General features: G+C 70.9%; 17 protein-coding genes. 9 read left to right on the forward strand and 8 right to left on the reverse strand.

Going from position 1 to position 17,040, the window contains the following annotated elements; all coding sequences use genetic code 11:
* The first annotated feature begins 167 nt into the window (after positions 1-167).
* From AB0D59_RS37060 to AB0D59_RS37075, 4 genes are all read left to right on the forward strand, one after another.
* On the forward strand, positions 168-848 hold the full coding sequence (locus AB0D59_RS37060; RefSeq protein ID WP_362575070.1) for a response regulator transcription factor: 681 nt from the start codon (positions 168-170) through the stop codon (positions 846-848).
* Positions 835-2,310, forward strand: coding sequence for a HAMP domain-containing sensor histidine kinase (locus AB0D59_RS37065; protein ID WP_362575072.1), 1,476 nt, complete (start codon positions 835-837; stop codon positions 2,308-2,310). Before AB0D59_RS37060 ends, AB0D59_RS37065 begins: the two co-directional genes overlap by 14 nt.
* A 231-nt stretch (positions 2,311-2,541) precedes the next feature.
* Positions 2,542-5,229 (forward strand): glucosidase, encoded by a 2,688-nt coding sequence (locus AB0D59_RS37070; protein ID WP_362575074.1) that lies wholly within the window; start codon positions 2,542-2,544, stop codon positions 5,227-5,229.
* Complete coding sequence (locus AB0D59_RS37075) at positions 5,226-6,677, forward strand: alpha-amylase (protein ID WP_362575075.1); 1,452 nt, start codon at positions 5,226-5,228, stop codon at positions 6,675-6,677. Before AB0D59_RS37070 ends, AB0D59_RS37075 begins: the two co-directional genes overlap by 4 nt.
* Before the next feature lie 26 nt (positions 6,678-6,703).
* Here AB0D59_RS37075 and AB0D59_RS37080 read toward each other — a convergent pair whose 3' ends face one another.
* From AB0D59_RS37080 to AB0D59_RS37090, 3 genes are read right to left on the reverse strand one after another with little or no spacing between them, the layout of a single operon-like run.
* Positions 6,704-7,030, reverse strand: a complete 327-nt coding sequence (locus AB0D59_RS37080; protein WP_362575077.1) for a DUF1048 domain-containing protein — start codon at positions 7,028-7,030, stop codon at positions 6,704-6,706.
* A gap of 1 nt (position 7,031) precedes the next feature.
* On the reverse strand, positions 7,032-7,388 hold the full coding sequence (locus AB0D59_RS37085; protein WP_362575079.1) for a DUF1048 domain-containing protein: 357 nt from the start codon (positions 7,386-7,388) through the stop codon (positions 7,032-7,034).
* Positions 7,385-7,711, reverse strand: coding sequence for a PadR family transcriptional regulator (locus AB0D59_RS37090; protein WP_362575081.1), 327 nt, complete (start codon positions 7,709-7,711; stop codon positions 7,385-7,387). The genes AB0D59_RS37085 and AB0D59_RS37090 overlap by 4 nt, the downstream gene beginning before the upstream one ends.
* A gap of 214 nt (positions 7,712-7,925) precedes the next feature.
* On the opposite strand from AB0D59_RS37090, the gene AB0D59_RS37095 reads away from it, so the two are divergent.
* The 3 genes from AB0D59_RS37095 (at position 7,926) to AB0D59_RS37105 (ending at position 10,401) form a co-directional block, all read left to right on the forward strand.
* On the forward strand, positions 7,926-8,963 hold the full coding sequence (locus tag AB0D59_RS37095; RefSeq protein ID WP_362575083.1) for a phosphatidylinositol-specific phospholipase C domain-containing protein: 1,038 nt from the start codon (positions 7,926-7,928) through the stop codon (positions 8,961-8,963).
* Positions 8,964-9,092: 129 nt separating this feature from the next.
* Positions 9,093-9,653 carry a GH25 family lysozyme gene (locus AB0D59_RS37100; RefSeq protein WP_362575085.1) on the forward strand — a complete coding sequence of 187 codons (561 nt, stop codon included), beginning with the start codon at positions 9,093-9,095 and terminating at the stop codon, positions 9,651-9,653.
* A 70-nt stretch (positions 9,654-9,723) separates the two neighbouring features.
* Positions 9,724-10,401 carry a Crp/Fnr family transcriptional regulator gene (locus AB0D59_RS37105; RefSeq protein WP_362575087.1) on the forward strand — a complete coding sequence of 226 codons (678 nt, stop codon included), beginning with the start codon at positions 9,724-9,726 and terminating at the stop codon, positions 10,399-10,401.
* A gap of 478 nt (positions 10,402-10,879) precedes the next feature.
* Here the strand turns inward: AB0D59_RS37105 and AB0D59_RS37110 are convergent, their stop codons facing one another.
* Together AB0D59_RS37110 and AB0D59_RS37115 are read right to left on the reverse strand one after the other, a co-directional pair.
* Entirely contained in the window at positions 10,880-11,542 is a 663-nt protein-coding gene (locus AB0D59_RS37110) for an NAD(P)-binding domain-containing protein (RefSeq protein ID WP_362575089.1), read from the reverse strand.
* Positions 11,543-11,660: 118 nt separating this feature from the next.
* The gene (locus tag AB0D59_RS37115) at positions 11,661-12,662 is read right to left on the reverse strand and encodes a zinc-dependent alcohol dehydrogenase family protein (RefSeq protein WP_362575091.1); all 1,002 of its coding nucleotides are present in this window, start codon (positions 12,660-12,662) and stop codon (positions 11,661-11,663) included.
* A gap of 101 nt (positions 12,663-12,763) precedes the next feature.
* Between AB0D59_RS37115 and AB0D59_RS37120 the strand changes: the two genes are divergently transcribed.
* A complete protein-coding gene (locus AB0D59_RS37120; RefSeq protein WP_362575092.1) occupies positions 12,764-13,738 on the forward strand; it encodes an AraC family transcriptional regulator in 975 nt (324 codons plus the stop codon).
* Between the two features lie 92 nt (positions 13,739-13,830).
* Here the strand turns inward: AB0D59_RS37120 and AB0D59_RS37125 are convergent, their stop codons facing one another.
* Entirely contained in the window at positions 13,831-14,691 is an 861-nt protein-coding gene (locus AB0D59_RS37125) for an SDR family oxidoreductase (RefSeq protein ID WP_362575093.1), read from the reverse strand.
* 87 nt (positions 14,692-14,778) lie between these two features.
* Here AB0D59_RS37125 and AB0D59_RS37130 point away from each other — a divergent pair, with 87 nt between their 5' ends.
* Positions 14,779-15,507 (forward strand): TetR/AcrR family transcriptional regulator, encoded by a 729-nt coding sequence (locus AB0D59_RS37130; protein WP_362575095.1) that lies wholly within the window; start codon positions 14,779-14,781, stop codon positions 15,505-15,507.
* Between the two features lie 318 nt (positions 15,508-15,825).
* On the opposite strand, the gene AB0D59_RS37135 is transcribed toward AB0D59_RS37130, so the two are convergent.
* Positions 15,826-16,038: an EF-hand domain-containing protein gene (locus AB0D59_RS37135; RefSeq protein ID WP_362575097.1), complete on the reverse strand. Its 213-nt coding sequence runs from the start codon at positions 16,036-16,038 to the stop codon at positions 15,826-15,828.
* 59 nt (positions 16,039-16,097) lie between these two features.
* Entirely contained in the window at positions 16,098-17,009 is a 912-nt protein-coding gene (locus AB0D59_RS37140; protein WP_362575099.1) for a MerR family transcriptional regulator, read from the reverse strand.
* Between the last annotated feature and the right edge of the window lie 31 nt (positions 17,010-17,040).

The following is a 17,040-nucleotide window of genomic DNA, read 5'->3' on the forward strand; positions in this document are numbered from 1 at the left end:
CGTCCTGGTCACGGCGGGGGCACGTTCATCAACGGACATCGGCGACAGGGCCTTTCAGCAGCGGCGAAGACACTCCGCCACGGTGCCCGGACCTCGTTGACCGGCTGCTGACCCAACCTGACCGGCCGATCAGGAAGGCGGGCCGGCGCTGTGCGAGGCTGCACCCCATGCGCATCCTGGTGGTCGAAGACGAGGTGGACCTTGCCCACACCCTGCACACCGGTCTGACCGCCGAGGGCTACAGCGTCGACCTCGCCCATGACGGCCGGCAGGGACTGTGGATGGCCCGGACCGGCGAATACGCCCTTGTCGTGCTGGACTTGATGCTGCCCGGACTCAACGGCTACAAGGTCTGCGCCCAACTGCGTCGGGAGGGCAACGCGACACCCATCCTGGTACTCACCGCCAAGGACGGGGACTGGGATCAGGCAGAGGCCCTGGACACGGGGGCCGATGACTACCTGGCCAAACCCTTCTCCTACATGGTGCTGGTCGCACGGCTGCGGGCCCTGGTCAGACGAGCCGCCACGGTCGCCCCGCCCGTCCTTGCCGTGGGCGACCTCTCGTTGGATGTCGCCGGCCGGGTCTGCCGCCGGGCCGGGGCCCGGGTGGAACTCACCCCCCGGGAGTTCGCCGTGCTGGAGCTGCTGGCCCGCCGGGCGGGCCAGGCGGTCTCCAAATCGGATCTGCTCTATCACGCGTGGCCCGACGATGCCCGGGATCCCAACCTGGTGGAGGCGCGCGTCAGCGCACTGCGCAAGAAGGTGGACTCCGCGTTCGGCCGACGGTCCCTGCAGACCGTACGAGGTACCGGCTACCGGCTGGTGGACGACCGTGAACGCGACTGAGCCGCGACGCCGCTGGTGGCCGCGTTCCGTACGAGCCCGCACGGCCCTGGCCGCCGCCTCGACCGCCGCCGTCATCCTGGTCGGCGTCGGCTGGTGGGTACACCGCGACGTCTACGGCCAGAGCACGCAGATCGCCGAGGAACAAGCCCAGGAACAGCTCTGGGCTCTCGTCGACCAGCTGAACGAGGGTGTGGTTCCCGTTCGCAGAAGCACCGTGCCGTACGAGGTCGTCGCGACCGGCCGGCGCTCCGCTGTCGCCTACGGCGGAGGCATGGGCGACTTCGCTCCCGGCACCCGCCATGTGCTGCCCGCCCCGTCGGACGCCAAGGAGTCCGGGGTCCTGACGATCCGTCCCATCCGCATACCGATGAGCCGCGACCACAACCCCACGGACAGATACCACATGGTCGGCGGGACCTACCTGGTCATGTCCGCCGATATCGGCGCCGATGAACTGAGCAGCGACAAAGTCGCCGCTCTGGGCGTCGCCGCCGACGCCAAGCTGCGGGCCTATGTGGTGGTGCTCCCGCACACGGCCGAGTCAATCACCAGGACCACCGACCTCCTGCTGCTGCGGGCCGGGCTCGTCAGCCTCGTACTGATCGCCGCGGTCGCCTACTTCGCCGTCCGAATCGCGCTGCGGCCGGTCGAAGCCATCCGCGTCCTCACCGCCTCGGTCACCGCGAGCGACCCCCGCGAACGCGTCACCGTCCCCGCCACGGGACACGAGATCACCGCCCTGGCCACCACCATCAACACCACCCTCCAACGCCTCGACAACGCCGCCGCCCAGCAACGCCGCTTCGTCGCGGACGCCGCCCACGAACTGCGCAGCCCCCTCACCACGCTGCTGGCCAGCCTGGAAGTCGCGCTCGCCTACCCGGAACGCACCGACTGGCCCGCCGCGGCGACTACCGCCGCACGACAGACCCGCCGCCTCCAGGCCCTCGCCGAAGACCTGCTGCTCCTCGCCCGTCTCGACACCCACACCCCCATGACCGGCCTCGACACCGTCGACCTGACAGCCCTCGCCTCCCGGCTGACCGAGCAATACCCCCTCACCGAACGACCGTTGACCCTGACCTGCGACAGCACCGCCCCCGCACACGCACGCGGAAACCCGGACGAGTACGAACGGCTGCTGCGCAACCTCATCGACAACGCCGCCCGCCACGCCGCACACCGCATCCAGATCACCGTCCGGAACCAGGACGCCTGGGTCGTCCTCTCGGTGCACGACGACGGACCGGGCGTGCCCACGGAGGACGCCGAGCGCGTCTTCGAACGCTTCGTCCGGCTCGACGACGCCCGCTCCCGCGACCACGGCGGCACCGGCCTGGGCCTCGCCATCGCCCGCGACCTGGCCCACCGCTACCGAGGCACCCTCACTCTCACCCCCCGGACCCTCGGAGCGTGCTTCCAGCTACGCCTTCCCCGAGCCCCCGCCCCGGCCGAGGAATGACGCGCCTCACCGCGGCAGCCCTTCGGAACCGGAGGACCACCAGACGTCCGCTGGCCCGAGGGCCGTCTGCACGGACACGGCAGAGTGGACGCGTGGGGCAACCGCCACCACGATGAGCGGTCCTGAACCGTACGGCGTCCAGGCTCCGGCAGTCGGGGGCTCGCCAGGTCGTTGCGGCGGAGTCCGGAACACCGGAGTCTGGGTGAAGGTGTCGTGTGGGAAGGGCGGGCGATGGCGGAGAACGAGGGCGGGGCGGACGCCGAACGGCTGCGGCTGGCGGAGGCCGACGCGGGTCGGGCCGCGTGGCGGCGCTGGGGGCCGTATCTCAGTGAACGGCAGTGGGGGACCGTCCGGGAGGACTACAGCCCCGGCGGTGACGCCTGGTCGTACTTCACCCATGACCAGGCCCGCTCCCGTGCGTACCGCTGGGGCGAGGACGGCATCGCGGGCGTCAGCGACGACAAGCAGCGGCTGTGCTTCGCGCTCGCCCTGTGGAACGGCCGCGACCCGATCCTCAAGGAGCGGATGTTCGGCCTGACCAACGCCGAGGGCAACCACGGCGAGGACGTCAAGGAGTACTACTTCCACCTCGACTCGACGCCCACCCACTCGTACATGAAGTACCTCTACAAGTACCCGCAGGGCGCGTATCCGTACGAGGACCTGGTGGCCGTCAACCAGGCCCGTGGGCGCCACGATCCCGAGTACGAACTCCTCGACACCGGCGTCTTCGACGAGAACCGCTACTTCGACGTGGTCGTCGAGTACGCCAAGGCCGGACCCGAGGACCTGCTCGTCGAGATCACCGCGCACAACCGCGGCCCCGACGAGGCGGTGCTGCACCTGCTGCCCACGCTGTGGTTCCGGCACACCTGGTCGTGGGCCGGCGGCACGGCCGTGCCGAGCCTGCGGCGGGTCCCGGGCGCGATCCGCGCCGACCACGAGGAACTCGGCACCCGGTGGCTGTGCTTCACCGGTGACGCGCAGACCCTGTTCACCGAGAACGACACCGACAACGAGCGGATCTTCGGCAGCCCGAACGCCGGCCCGTACGTCAAGGACGGCATCGGCCGGTACGTCGTCCAGGGCGAGACCGGTGCCGTCAACCCGGCGCAGACGGGGACGAAGGCCTCCGTACTCCAAGTCCTCACCGTGCCGGGCGGCGACAGCGCGACCGTCCGGCTGCGGCTGAGCGACACCCGGCCGGACGACCCGTGGGCGGAGTTCGAGCCGGTCCTGGAGGCACGACGGGCGGAGGCGGACGTCTTCTTCGAGGGCGTCGTCCCGGACGGTCTCGGCGAGGACGAACGCCGGGTGGTGCGGCAGGCGCTCGCGGGGATGCTGTGGAGCAAGCAGTACTACCACCTCGACGTCGAGCGCTGGCTCGCCGAACACGGCGTCGATCCGCTGGCCGCCGACCCGCGCGTGCGCAACAGCGGCTGGTTCCACATGGTCAACGACGAGATCATGTCGATGCCGGACACCTGGGAGTACCCGTGGTTCGCGGCCTGGGACCTCGCCTTCCACACCATCGCCCTGTCCATGGTCGACATCGGCTTCGCCAAGTCACAGCTGGAGCTGCTGCTGCGTCGTCTGTATCTGCATCCCAACGGCCAGATCCCGGCCTACGAATGGAATTTCGGCGACGTCAATCCCCCGGTGCACGCATGGGCCGTTCTCTTCGTCTACGAGCTGGAGAAGCACCGCACGGGCCGCGGGGACCGGGCCTTCCTGGAGAGCGCCTTCCAGAAGCTGACGAAGAACTTCACCTGGTGGCTGAACCGTAAGGACGTCGACGGCAACAACGTCTTCCAGGGCGGGTTCCTCGGCCTGGACAACATCGGGGTCTTCGACCGCAGTGCCCCGCTGCCCACCGGCGGCCACCTCGACCAGGCCGACGGCACCGCGTGGATGGCCCTGTACTGCCAGAACCTCCTGGAGATCGCCATCGAACTCGCCGAGGGCAACACCGTCTACGTGGAGCAGGCGCAGACCCTGTTCGAGCACTTCGCGTGGATCACGGTCGCCATGAACCGCATCGGCGACGACAACCAGAGTCTGTGGGACGAGGAGGACGGCTTCTTCTACGACGTCCTGCGGCTGCCCGACGGCACCGCGACCCGGCTGAAGGTGCGCTCCCTGGTAGGGCTGATCCCGCTCGCCGCGACCAGCGTGATCGGCGGATGGGCGGACCGGCGGTTCCCCGAACTCGCCGAGGAGGCGGCGGAGTTCGTACGCCGGCATCCGGCGGTCGAGGCGCTCGTGTCGTCCCGTCCTGTGCCCGGGGCCGACGCGGCCGGGCGTCATCTGTTCGCCCTGTTCGACGAGGACCGGCTGCGCCGCGTCCTGGCCCGGATGCTCGACGAGGAGGAGTTCCTGAGTCCGCACGGCATCCGCTCGCTGTCCCGCCACCACGCCGCGCATCCGTACACCTTCGAGGTGCACGGGGAGACCTACGGCGTCGGCTATCTGCCCGCCGAGTCCGACTCGGGCATGTTCGGAGGCAACTCCAACTGGCGCGGTCCCGTGTGGTTCCCGATCAACATCCTGCTCGTCCGCGCCCTGCTGAACCTGCACGCCTACCACGGTGCCGACTTCACCGTGGAGTGCCCCACCGGCTCCGGCCGGAGGATGAACCTCTACGAGGTGGCACAGGAGATCTCCGGCCGGCTCACCGGCGCCTTCCTGCGCGATGCCGAAGGCCGTCGCCCGGTGCACGGCGACCGTAAGGAATTCGCCACCGACCCCCACTGGCGCGACCTGATCCTGTTCTATGAGTACCTCCACGGGGACACCGGCGCGGGTCTCGGCGCCTCCCACCAGACCGGCTGGACCGGCCTGGTCGCCGTCACCGCCACCCTCTTCCGTCTCGTCGGCGCCGACGACTGGGGCGCGCTGCGTGAGGAGCCGCTGTCATGACCGTCGTCCACGAGATCAACACCCTGGTCTGGCTGGGTGAGCTGAGCGTGCGTCACGGGCGCCGGGTCACGCTCGGCGACGTTCCCGGATCGGCGTGGGACGAGGCCGTGCGACCGGGTGTCGACACCGTCTGGCTGATGGGCGTGTGGGAGCGCAGCCCGGCGGGACTGGGCATCGCCCTGCGCGACGAGAGGCTGCTCGCCTCGTTCCGCGAGGCGCTGCCCGACCTCGCCCGGGCGGACATCGCCGGATCCCCGTACTGCGTGCGGAACTACGTCGTCGACGCAGGTCTCGGCGGCCCCGAAGGGTTGGCCGCGGCACGGGCCGAACTCGCCGCGCGGGGAGTACGCCTGATCCTGGACTACGTCCCCAACCACGTGGCTCCCGATCACCCCTGGCTCGGCGAGCGCCCCGGCTGCCTGGTCCGGGGCACACCGGACGACCTGGCCCGCGCGCCCGAGGCCTATCTGGAGGCCGGCGGGCAGGTGTACGCCCGAGGCCGGGACCCGTACTTCGCGCCGTGGCCGGACGTGGTGCAGCTGAACGCGTTCAGCGAGGAACTGCGGGCGGCGGCGGTGGACACGCTGGTGGCCATCGGCGACCAGGCGGACGGGGTGCGCTGCGACATGGCGATGCTCCTCATGAACGACGTGTTCGCCAAGACCTGGGGGGACCGGCCGGGCCCGGTGCCGGCGGAGGACTTCTGGCCGTACGTGATCCCCCGGGTGCGGGCATGCCACCCCGGTCTCCTGTTCGTCGCGGAGGCGTACTGGGACCTCGAATGGCCCCTCCAGCAGCAGGGGTTCGACCACTGTTACGACAAACGGCTCTACGACCGACTGGTCCACGAGGACGCCGGATCCGTGCGCGCCCACCTCGGTGCCGACATCGCCTACCAGCGCAAGCTCGTCCGCTTCCTCGAGAACCACGACGAGCCCCGGGCCGCCGCCGTCCTGCCCGTCGAGCGGGAACGCGCGGCGGCCGTGGCCGTCGCCACGCTGCCGGGCGCGACGCTGTGGCACGAGGGCCAGTTCGAGGGACGGCGGGTACGGCTGCCCGTGTTCCTCTCACGCCGCCCGCGGGAACCGGCCGACGAGTCCCTGCGCGACTTCCACGACCGCCTGCTCGCCGCCGTGGCCCCCGTCCGCGAGGGTGACTGGCAGCTGCTGACCTGCACGGGCTGGCCGGACAACGACACCCATCGCGATCTGCTCGCCTGGTCCTGGACCAGGGGCCAGGAGCGGTACCTCGTCGTGATCAACTACTCCGACCGGCCCGCCCAGGGACGGATTCCACTGCCCTGGCCCGGTCTTCGCGGACGGTCGTGCGAACTGACCGGGCTGCTCGACGAGAGCACCTACGAACGGGACGGCGACGAACTGGCCGACCCGGGTCTGTTCGTCGCGCTCGACGCCTGGCACTGGCACCTGGTCTCACTGAGCCGGTAGCCGCCTGACCGCTCTGCCGGTCCGCCCTACTGCTCGGCCGTGCCGGGTTTCCCGCTGATGGACTCCTGATAGATGTCCGCGTAGGTGCGCGAATCCTTGACCAGGTCGTCGCAGAAGGCGGCGACGTCGTCGCCGATGAGTTCCAGGACTCCCTGGCCGGACGCGACGCCCTCTTCGAAGAAATCGACGATCCCTGGGAGCAGGGTCCCGTCGGACAGGCCGATCGGTCCGATCTTGAAGAAGTACTTCTGCATCTCCTTGTAGACGATCTGATAGTCCGCCGGGAGCGCCTTGACCCGCGCCAGGTGCGCCCGCCACTGCTTCTTGCCCTCGATGATGTCCTGGATGCTCACGTCAGCCTCCCAGCCGGCCCAGTTTCCTTGCGACGTTCCGGTTCAACTGCTCGCGCCAGCGGTCGCGATAGCCGCGAGCCCCCTCTCCGCCGGCCAGCGCCGCGCAGAAGCCCGCGACGTCGTCGCCCAGCACCTCGTGAGCGCTCTGCCCGTCCGCCGCCGTTTCCTCGAGCAGCCCCAGGGCGCCGTCGAGGATCGGCATCAGGTTGCGACCGGTGAAGTCCCCGTAGGGGAAGAGGTGGGCCTTGATCTGCTCCCACGCCGCCCGGTGGTCGGCCGGCAATGCCGCGGCCCGGACTTCGAACGCCTTCCATTCCCTGGTGAGGTCGCTGCCGGTAACGGTCTCCCAGAAGTTCATCGCCCGCCCTCCTTGAGCTTGTCGATCCGTGACGAGAGGTACTCCCATTTCGCCCAGAACTTCCCGAGCTCTTCGCGCCCCGCGTCGTTGAGTGCGTAGAACTTGCGCGGCGGCCCCATCCCGGACGGCCGTTTCGTCACCTGGACGAGCCCGTTCTTCTCCAGCCGCAGCAAGATGGTGTAGACCGTGCCCTCGATGACGTCGGCGAAGCCGAGTTCATTCAGCCGACGCGTGATGGCGTACCCGTAGGTCTCCTCCCTGCCGACGATCTCGAGCACGCAGCCCTCGAGGGTGCCCTTCAGCATCTCCGTCAGGTCGTCCACCACAGACCCTCCGTTCGATTCTGTCGGTACTACGTAGTACCGAGTACCACTATACGGTATCACCGAGTAGCCGGCGGGGGGGCGGCGCGCGAGGGGACCGACCCGTCCGCCGCCGCCGAACTGCGGTGCCCGGAGTTCCCCCTGGGGCTACCGCGCAGTAACCCCCTGCTTCTACGCTGCCGCCAACTCACCATCGAAACTAGGGAGTTGGGTCATGCGGATTCTCAGACGGCTGGCGGCGGTCGTCGCGGCCGGGGCGCTGTTCCTGGTGGTGCCCGGCACCGCGCACGCGGACACGGGTGCGACGAAGTTCTCCGGAACCACCGCCATCGGTACGCACAACGCGTACGAGAAGGACAAGTACACCTACTGGGCGCAGGCCTTGGACTCCGGGGCCTCCCTGCTGGAGCTGGACGTGTACGCGGACAGCCTCAGCAAGCGGTGGCGGGTCAGCCACAGCAACCCGCTCGGGAACGACAACAACTGCGAATACGCCGACACGCCCAGCGAGTTGTACAGCCAGAACCGGAACCAGGATCTGGGCAGCTGCCTCGACAACATGGCCGCCTGGGAGCAACTGCACCCGGACCACGCGCCCGTCGTCGTCAAGGTCGAGCTGAAGGTCGGGTTCAACAACAACGTGGGCCTCGGCCCCGACGAATTCGACACGCTCGTCTCGCAGAAGCTCGGCAGCAGCGTGTACAAGCCCGCCGACCTGCTCGGCTCCTCCTACTCCACGCTCGACGCGGCCGCCAGGGCCGACGCCTGGCCCACCCGGGACGCGCTCAAGGGCAAGTTCATCTTCGAGCTGATCCCGGGCACGGTGGAGCAGGCCAACCCGTTCGACCACTACTGGACGGACGAGGAGTACGGCGACCATCTGCGGGACCTGTACGCCGCCGGGCAGATCTCCGCGGCCCAGGCCTTCCCGGCCGTCCTGGGCGCCGAGAACGGTGACCCGCGCACCAGCCGGTACGACGCCGGTATCCGGCCCTGGTTCGTGTTCTTCGACGGCGACGCCGCGACCTACGTCAACAACGGCTACGACACGTCGTTCTACTCCACGAACCACTACATCCTGATCATGACGGACGCCTACAACGTCTCACCGGCGATCTCCTCGACCAGCCCGACGGACGCCGAGGTCGCGGCACGGCTCGCGCTGCTCGCGGCCGATCACGCCAGCATCATCACCTCGGACTGGTCGACCAAGTCGGCGGCCGTGCTCGGCGAGGTGGCCGCCCGGAGCTGACAAATCACGCTCCCACGTGGATCGCCGGTGTCGATCCGGGGAATACGGAATACGGAATACGCAGTTGCAATTCCCGGCCCCCACTCCTGTCCCTCTTCCCCACCACCGGTACCCAGGGAGTCCCCCCGCATGCTGCACGGAATCGACGTGAGCGCGTACCAGTCCTCCGCCTACGACACGGACGGCCTCTCCTTCGTCTTCATCAAGGCGACGGAGGGGCGTTCGTACGTCAATCCCAAGCTCGCCGCCCAGACCAAGACCGGCCGCGACGCCGGACTGGTCGTCGGCTACTACCACTTCCTCTGGCCCGGCAACCTCACCGCCCAGGCCGAGTACTTCGTCAAGCACGCCCCCGAGAAGGCGGGCGAGATCCTCGCCGTCGACTGGGAGACCACCGGCGAGGGCACCCATGCGAGCAACGCCGAGAAAGACAGTTTCATCCGCAAGGTGAAGGGGCTCCGGCCGAACAACCGAGTGATCCTCTATACGAACAGGAACTATTGGCTCACCGTGGATACAACCTCCTACGCGGGTGACGGGCTGTGGATCGCCGACTACGTCAGCGCCGGGCACCCGCGTATCAAGGCCAAGTGGCGTTTCCACCAGTACACCAGCGATCCGCACGACAAGAACGTGGCGGACTTCGCCGACAAGGCGGCGCTCAAGTCCTGGGCGAAGAAGGGGGATTGATCCGTCGCCCGCCACCCTCCGGCCCGGCGGCGGGTTTCGAGCCGCGGTCCTCGGGGCCACACTGTGAGTCGTGGTGACCAGCCCCGCCCCCTTCTGGGAGGCCCTCGACGCCGCCGACCGGACGGTGCTGCTGCGGGCGGCGACGCGGGTACCGCTCGCCGCCGACCGGCAGTTCCTCGCCCAGGGCGAGGGCTCCGACCATCTCGTCGTGCTGGTGCACGGCTGGGTCAAGGTCGTCGCCCAGTCGCACGCCGGCTACCGCGCCCTGCTCGCGCTGCGCGGCCCCGGCGAACTCCTCGGCGAGCAGGCCTCGGTGGAGAACGGCCGCCGTTCCGCCACGCTGGTCACGGCCACCGCCGCCGACCTGCTGCACCTGCCCGCCGACCGCTTCCACCTGCTGGCCCGGGCCCGCCCCGGCATCGCCGCCGCCTTCGAGCAGACGCTGGTACGACGGCTGCGCGAGGCCGACACCCAGCGCGCCGGCATCACCGAACCGGTCCCCGCCCGGCTCGCCGCGCTCCTCCTCGACCTGGTCGAACGCTGCGGCCTGCCGGAACCGGACGGCCCCGGCCGCCGTATAGCCCTCGCCCTCTCCCAGGACGACCTGGCGGGCCTCCTCCTCACCTCCCGGCGGACGGTGAGCCGCGTCCTGGAGCAATGGCGGTCCCGGGGCTGGATAGTGACGGGACGTCAGTGGCTGACGGTACGCGCGGTGGACCGGCTGAAGGAGCGGGCGTGCGACGGGTGACCGCCCCGGCGCCCGTCGCCGAATGCGGCACGGGCGGCGGAACCGGGCTCCCCAGATCGGTCCCGCCGCCGGCCACCCCCGTGGACCCGCCCGTGCCGGGAGCGTCCCCCGGTCTCGCTCTCGCACGTGACGGTTCCCCCGAGCCCACGGGGAGTCCGGGCGGCGCCGGGCGACCGGTACGGTGACCGGCCCCGGCACGGTGTGCCGTGTTCTGGATAGAACCTGCCGGCGGTGCTGTCTACGCCATGTGGCGCACAGCGCCCCGATCCCGGTAAGGGTGCACGGCGCCCCTGGTACGCCGGGGCCGGACGCGGCGCCACGCCCACGCCCACGCCACGCCACGCCACGCCACGCCACGCCACGCCACGCCACGCCACGGGCGAGCCTGCCGGGCAGAGCGCCGGAGCCGCCCTGCCCGCGGAAACCCGCCGCCGTCCCGCCGCGCTGTCCCCGGATGCCCTGCGGCCGCCCCGCCGCTCTATCCCCGGAAACCCTCCGGCCGTTCCGGAGAAGCCTCCGCCAGGGCCTTCCGTACGCCCTCGACGCCGGCCCGCAGGCCGTACACCGGGGTGCCCGGCTGCTGGCGCCAGGACTCGTCGATGCCGCCGTTGTCGACCGTGTCGAAGCCGAGTTCGTCGATCAGGGCGCGGACGACCCGCTTGGCCGCCTCGTCGTCGCCGGAGACCGGGACGGCCTGTCGGCCGGGGTCGCCGGCGGGGCGGTGACGGTCCAGGATGTCCTGGGCGAAGGTGCCGTTGAAGGCCTTGACCACGGGGTGCCCGATCTGCCGCTCGGTCCAGCGGCTCTCCGTGAGGCCCCGGTCCTCGATATCGTCGATACGGCCGTCCCGCTCCCGCGGGTAGTAGTTGCCGGTGTCGATCACGGCGACGTTCGCCGCCGCGCCGTCCAGCAGGTGCGCCGGCAGGTTCGGGACCGCCTTCACCGGGACCGTGACGACCACGACCTCGGCGCCGCGCGCGGCCTCTTCCGCCGGAACGGCCGTCGCTCCCGTCTCCTCGGCCAGTTCGCGGAGCGTCTCGGGGCCGCGCGAGTTCGCCACGGACACGTCGTGGCCGAGGGCGGTGAGCCGCCGGGTGAGATTGCCGCCGATGTTGCCCGCGCCGATGATGCCGATCTTCATGACACGCCCTTCGAGAGTCGATGCACCTGCGTACACACACTGCTGCGGGACATCAACCTCGGGCGCGCGTCCCCTGTTCCACGGCAACGCCGACCGGGTGAGATGCCGGTTCCGGCCCTCAGAGCCGTACGACGATCTTGCCCAGGTGGGCGTTGGACTCCATCAGACGGTGCGCGTCCCGGATGCGGTCCAGGCCCTCCAGCACCTCACCGACGACCGGGCGGAAGCCGCCGTCGGTGAGGCCCGCGTTGAGGAAGGCGGTGGAGCGGCGACGGCCCTCCGGGGTGGCGGTGAGGGTCTGGTTGGCGTACGTGTGGATGGTGAAGGGCCAGTTCCAGGGGATCTCGGCGGGCCGCCGGTCCAGCCAGCCGTAGACCACCAGGGAGCCGCCCGGCGCCAGTCCCTCCGCCAGCGGACGGAAGCCGGGCCCGCCGATCGCGTCGAACATCACCTCCGCGCCCCTGCCGCCGGTGAGCCGCCTGACCTCCTCGGCAACGGCCTGTGCCGTCGACTCCGCTGTGACGATCACCTCCGCCGCGCCCAGTTCCAGCAGCCGCTTCCGCTTGGCCTCGGTGCGGGTGGTGGCGATCGGGGTCGCGCCGATGCGGCGGGCGACCTGGATCGCGGCGGTGCCGACCCCGCTGGACGCCCCGGTGATCAGTACGTGGTCGCCGGGCCGCAGCCCCCCGGTCTCCAGCAGTCCGCCGTACGCCGTCGTGTACGTCAGCCAGGCCGCGGCGCCGGTGACCGGGTCCACGGTGGCGGGGCGCGGTACGACCGAGGCCGCGGGCAGCACCACCCGTTCCGCGTAGACGCCCTGCGCGCTCATCTCGATGCCGGGTCCGGTCGTCACCGGGTCGCCGACGGCGAGGTCGGTGACGCCCTCGCCGACCGCTTCGACGACCCCGGCGGCCTCGTAACCGAGCCGGGAGGCGGGCAGGGACGGCTGGTAGTAGTAAGTACCCGCCCGGAACAGGGCTTCCGCGCGGTTGAGGCCCAACGCCTCGACGCGTACGGCGACCTGGCCGGGGCCGGGGTCCGGGACGGGTACGTCCTCGACGGCCAGGACGTCGGGTCCGCCGAGTTCGTGGAAGAGCACGGTGCGTGCGGTGTTCGTCATGTGATCGACGCTAGGCGGCAGCCACGAGACGAACCATGTCCTGCTGACTCGCTTTCCTGTCCGTCCGTCTCGCCCGGCGCCCGTACGGCTACCGTTCGGGCATGGACGTACTGAGCGACGCGGTCGCCGCGATGCGCACCGGACGGCCGCACTCCTCCCGCCGGGACAAGCACGCGCCCTGGGGGATGCGGTTCGCGGCCTCGGAGGGCGCCGGGTTCCATGTGGTCCTTCGCGGGTCGGCCTGGCTCCTCCCTGCGACGGGCCGGCCGGTGGCGGTGGGACCGGGGGACGTGGTGTTCCTGGCCCACGGCCACGGGCACGCGCTGGCCAGCGGACCGGACGCACCGCTGGAGGACGTGCGGCCCGGCCCGGACGACCGCTGGCCCGAACCACCGCGCCCGGCCCGGGAGTCGGAACCGGACACGGTCCTGCTGTGCGGTGCCTACCGGCTGGACCGCTCCCGCTCCCACCGGCTGCTGTCGGAGCTGCCGGAGGTGGTCCACCTGCCCGCCCAGGTGGGCACCCACCGCTCGCTGCGGGCCGCGGTGGAACTGCTCGGCATGGAACTGGAGGACCGGCAGCCGGGCGCGGACGCGATCGTCACCTCACTGCTCGACACCCTGCTGCTCTACATCCTGCGGGCCTGGTGGCTTCGGGAGCGGGGCGCCGGCCAGGACCGGGGCTGGTCCGCCGCGCTGGCCGACCCCGCGGTCTCGGCGGCGCTGCGCGCCATCCACAGCGAGCCGGCGCGCCCCTGGACGGTGGCGGAGCTGGGCGCGCGGGGCGGCCTCTCCCGCGCGGCCTTCGCGCGCCGCTTCACCGCTCTGGTAGGTGAACCGCCGTCGGCCTATCTGACCTGGTGGCGGATGACCACGGCGGGCCGCATGCTGCGCGAGGACACCCTCCCGCTCCGGCAGGTGGCCGAACGCACCGGCTACACCTCGGAGTTCGCCTTCGCCAAGGCCTTCAAGCGGGAGTACGGCCTGGCACCGGGCCAGTACCGCAGGTCCGCCGGCCGACCCGCGAGCGGATCCGACGCGTCCGCCGACTCCACCCGGCCTACCGCCCAGCCGTAGTGACCCGCAGGGTTGTTGTCCCACAGGATGATGACGGCGCCTTCGCCGGGTGTGTCCGTGCGGACCCACGCCTGCTACGCGTCGCACCGGGTCTATGCGGCCCAGGCACGCTCCAGCAGGGCGCCGAAGGTGGCGGGCTCTCGCCCGATCAGCCCGGCGAGCGTCGGGTCGACGTCCATGAACTCGCCGTTGCGCGCCGCCGCGAAGATGCTCAGCATCAGGTCGGCGATCGGGGCGGGGGCGCCGTGCGCCAGGGCCTGCTCGTGGAAGGCGTCGTCGGGGACGACGGTGCGGGTGAAGGACCGTCCGGTGGCTTGGGACGCGATCTGGGCGATGGTGCCGAAGTCGAGCGCCGCCGGGCCGGTGAGCGGTGGGGTGGGCCCCTCGAAGCGGCCCTCCGCGGTGAGGATCGCGGCTGTGGCGTCGGCGAGGTCGTCGTGGCCGGTCCAGGCGACGGGGCCGTCGGCGGGGAGGGCGATGTCGCCGGTGTGGCGGGCGGACTCCAGGAACTGCAGGGCGCTGGCCGCGTAGAAGCCGTTGCGCAGCGCGGTCCAGGGCAGGCCGGTGGCGCGTAGCAGGTCCTCGGTCCGGGCGTGGTCGCGGCACGCCTGGAAGCGGGAGTCGTGGGCGGCGCCCATCTGGCTGGTGTAGAGGATGCGGCCGACGCCGGCCTTCACGGCGGCATCGATGGCGGTGCGATGGCCGGTGACGCACTCCTCGCCCGTGCGGTCGAGGGAGACGAGGAGCAGTTGCTCGGCCCCCTCGAAGGCATGCACGAGCGAGGCGGGATCGTCGAAGCTGCCCTGCCGGACACGGACGCCGCGGTCGGCGAGCTCCTGGGCCTTGCGGGGATCGCGGACGCTGACGCCGACACGGTCGGCGGGAACGTGTTCCAGGAGGCGTTCGACGGTACGACGGCCGAGCTTTCCGGTGGCTCCGGTCACGATGATCATGGGTTCCCCCAGCGCTGTTTCCAGTGGAATCACTTTGACGTTAACACCGGAATATCAGTGGAACCAAATCCTCGATATCATCGCTTCATGGCTACGCGCGACATCACCGACAGCCCCCGTCGCCGCATCGTGGAGGCGGCCGTCGAGCTACTGGAGAACGGCGGCCCGGACGCGGTGAGCACCCGCGCGGTCGCCGCCGCGGCCGGAATGCAGCCGCCGGCGATCTACCGCCTCTTCGGCGACAAGGAGGGGCTCCTCGAGGCCGTCGCGGAGCACGGCTACGCGCAGTTCCTGGAGAGCAAGCGCGCGCCGCTCGATCCCGCACCGCAGGACGCGGTGGAGGACCTGCGCCGCGGCTGGGACATGGTGGTGGAGTTCGGGATCTCCCGCCCCAACCTGTTCGCGGTGATGAACAGGGCCACCGGCCGGGGGGCGGACCTGGCACACCGCGCGGGCTTGGAGATCCTCCACGGCCGGGTGCGCCGGCTGGCAGCCGGGGGGTGGCTGCGGGTCGACGAGGAGCTGGCCGCCCAGATCATCCAGGCCACCGGCCGAGGCGCGGTCACCACCTGGCACTCCACCCCGGCGGAACGCCGCGATCCGGCGCTGCTGACCACCCTCCGCGAGGCCACGGTCGCCGCCATCACTCGCGCCGAACCGACGGTCCCCGCCGCGGAGACCGGCCCCGCCGCGGCGGCCCGCGCGCTACGCGCCGCTCTCCCCGACGATGCCGATGTCCTGAGCGACGCCGAGCAGCACCTGCTGCGCGAGTGGCTCACCCGCCTGGCGGCGGACGGTGGCGCTCCGCACGCCTGATCGCGCGCCATGAGCCCTCGTGGAGGTCAGGCCTTCCGAGGACAGATCGCTCGATGAAGCGGCGACCACCGAGAAGGGCCGCGGGCGCCCGCCCGGCTCCGGCCGGTTTCCCCGGTCCACAACGCCCGCCAACCTCGACCACGCCTCGACCGCCCACCGCTGACAACCCTCGTGGTCCACACGCCTGGCCCGCGAACGGATCCGTCAGCCCGACCCGCGGGTCAGGGCCTGGCGGCCGCCGGACCGTCCGCACCCGAGCCCGAGGCATGAGAGAGGGGGCCCGGATTCCGGGCCCCCCACACTCTTCGCTCCTGGCGCCTACTTGCTCAGGTGGGCCCAGAACTCGTCGAACGACAGGACCTTGTCGCCGTTCAGGTCGCGGCTGTTGATGATCGCCTGGGCGACCGTCTCGGTGACGTTCCAGTCGCCGCCCTGCGCGAGAGCGGTCTTGAACTCGACGGCGGTGATGAAACCGTCACCGTCCGCATCGATCCGCTGGAAGTGAATGCGCGCTTCTTCGATGTCCGCCACCGATCCGCCCCTTTTGTTCGTATTGCCTGTGCCGTGTCGGCGTACTGTCGCAGGTCAGATTAACGGTCCACGCGAGCCCGCAGAGCCGCGACCGCCCACGCGAACTCCTCCGCGTAGACGTTGAGGGGCTGGCCCTTCAGCACGGAGAGCAGTTCGCGGTAGCGGGCGAGCCGGTCGTTGAAGGCGGCGTCCAGCCGTTTCAGCACGGCGGCCGGGTCGGCGTCGCCCAGCAGCGCGCGCAGCACCTCGTCGGCCTCCGGCGCCTCGGGCGCGATGCCCCGCCGACGCGCCTCGCCCACCAGGTCGATGAGCCGTTTCATGAACCACAGGGAGGTCCCGGCGGGCACCTCTGGCCCCCGGTCGGCCGCGTTGAACTCGGTCGCCCTGCGCATCTCGGCCCGGAAGTCCGGGTCCTGGACCATCTCGGCCAGCTCCACCCACGCGTCGACCTGCTCGGGCGTCGGGTCCTCCGGCAGCTCCGCCACGGTGGCGAGCATCCGCTTGCGGATCTCCGGATCGACGGTGTCGAGCCCGTGCAGCGTCTCCTCGACGAACTCCTCCAGGATCCGCTTCCGCTCGGCCGCCGACAGCCGCGCCAGTTTGTTCATCAGGGTCGTCTCCTCCGCACTCGAATCGCGTCGCGCCACCGTCGACAGCACCGCCCGGGTCACCTTCAGCGAGCGGATCTGCGCGTCCAGCGCCGCCACGTGCGCCGCCGCGACCTCCGCCACGGTCTGCTCGCCGGAGAGCACCGCACGCACATGCGCGAGGCCGAGGCCCAGCTCGCGCAGGGTGCGGATCAGCTCCAGCCGGGCGAAGGACTCGGCGTCGTACAGCCGGTAGCCGCCCGCCGAGCGGCCCACCGGGGTGAGCACGCCCTCGTCGGACCAGTAGCGGATGGTGCGCACGGTCAGCCCGGTGGCGCGCGCCAGCTCGCCGATGGTGAAAAGTCCGGTGCTGTTGTCGATCACGTCTGCGAGTGTGGGCCTTCCAGTGGGTGGA

It is taken from the genome of Streptomyces sp. NPDC048417 (assembly GCF_040651615.1).
Lineage (GTDB): Bacteria > Actinomycetota > Actinomycetes > Streptomycetales > Streptomycetaceae > Streptomyces.

Bases quoted from the DNA above. Each gene is read 5' to 3' on its own strand.
- AB0D59_RS37075 (WP_362575075.1), top strand. From the start codon at position 5,226: ATGACCGTCGTCCACGAGATCAACACCCTGGTCTGGCTGGGTGAGCTG.
- AB0D59_RS37125 (WP_362575093.1), bottom strand. From the start codon at position 14,691: ATGATCATCGTGACCGGAGCCACCGGAAAGCTCGGCCGTCGTACCGTC.
- AB0D59_RS37070 (WP_362575074.1), top strand. From the start codon at position 2,542: ATGGCGGAGAACGAGGGCGGGGCGGACGCCGAACGGCTGCGGCTGGCG.
- AB0D59_RS37100 (WP_362575085.1), top strand. From the start codon at position 9,093: ATGCTGCACGGAATCGACGTGAGCGCGTACCAGTCCTCCGCCTACGAC.
- AB0D59_RS37115 (WP_362575091.1), bottom strand. From the start codon at position 12,662: ATGACGAACACCGCACGCACCGTGCTCTTCCACGAACTCGGCGGACCC.
- AB0D59_RS37120 (WP_362575092.1), top strand. From the start codon at position 12,764: ATGGACGTACTGAGCGACGCGGTCGCCGCGATGCGCACCGGACGGCCG.
- AB0D59_RS37085 (WP_362575079.1), bottom strand. From the start codon at position 7,388: ATGAACTTCTGGGAGACCGTTACCGGCAGCGACCTCACCAGGGAATGG.
- AB0D59_RS37095 (WP_362575083.1), top strand. From the start codon at position 7,926: ATGCGGATTCTCAGACGGCTGGCGGCGGTCGTCGCGGCCGGGGCGCTG.
- AB0D59_RS37130 (WP_362575095.1), top strand. From the start codon at position 14,779: ATGGCTACGCGCGACATCACCGACAGCCCCCGTCGCCGCATCGTGGAG.
- AB0D59_RS37110 (WP_362575089.1), bottom strand. From the start codon at position 11,542: ATGAAGATCGGCATCATCGGCGCGGGCAACATCGGCGGCAATCTCACC.
- AB0D59_RS37060 (WP_362575070.1), top strand. From the start codon at position 168: ATGCGCATCCTGGTGGTCGAAGACGAGGTGGACCTTGCCCACACCCTG.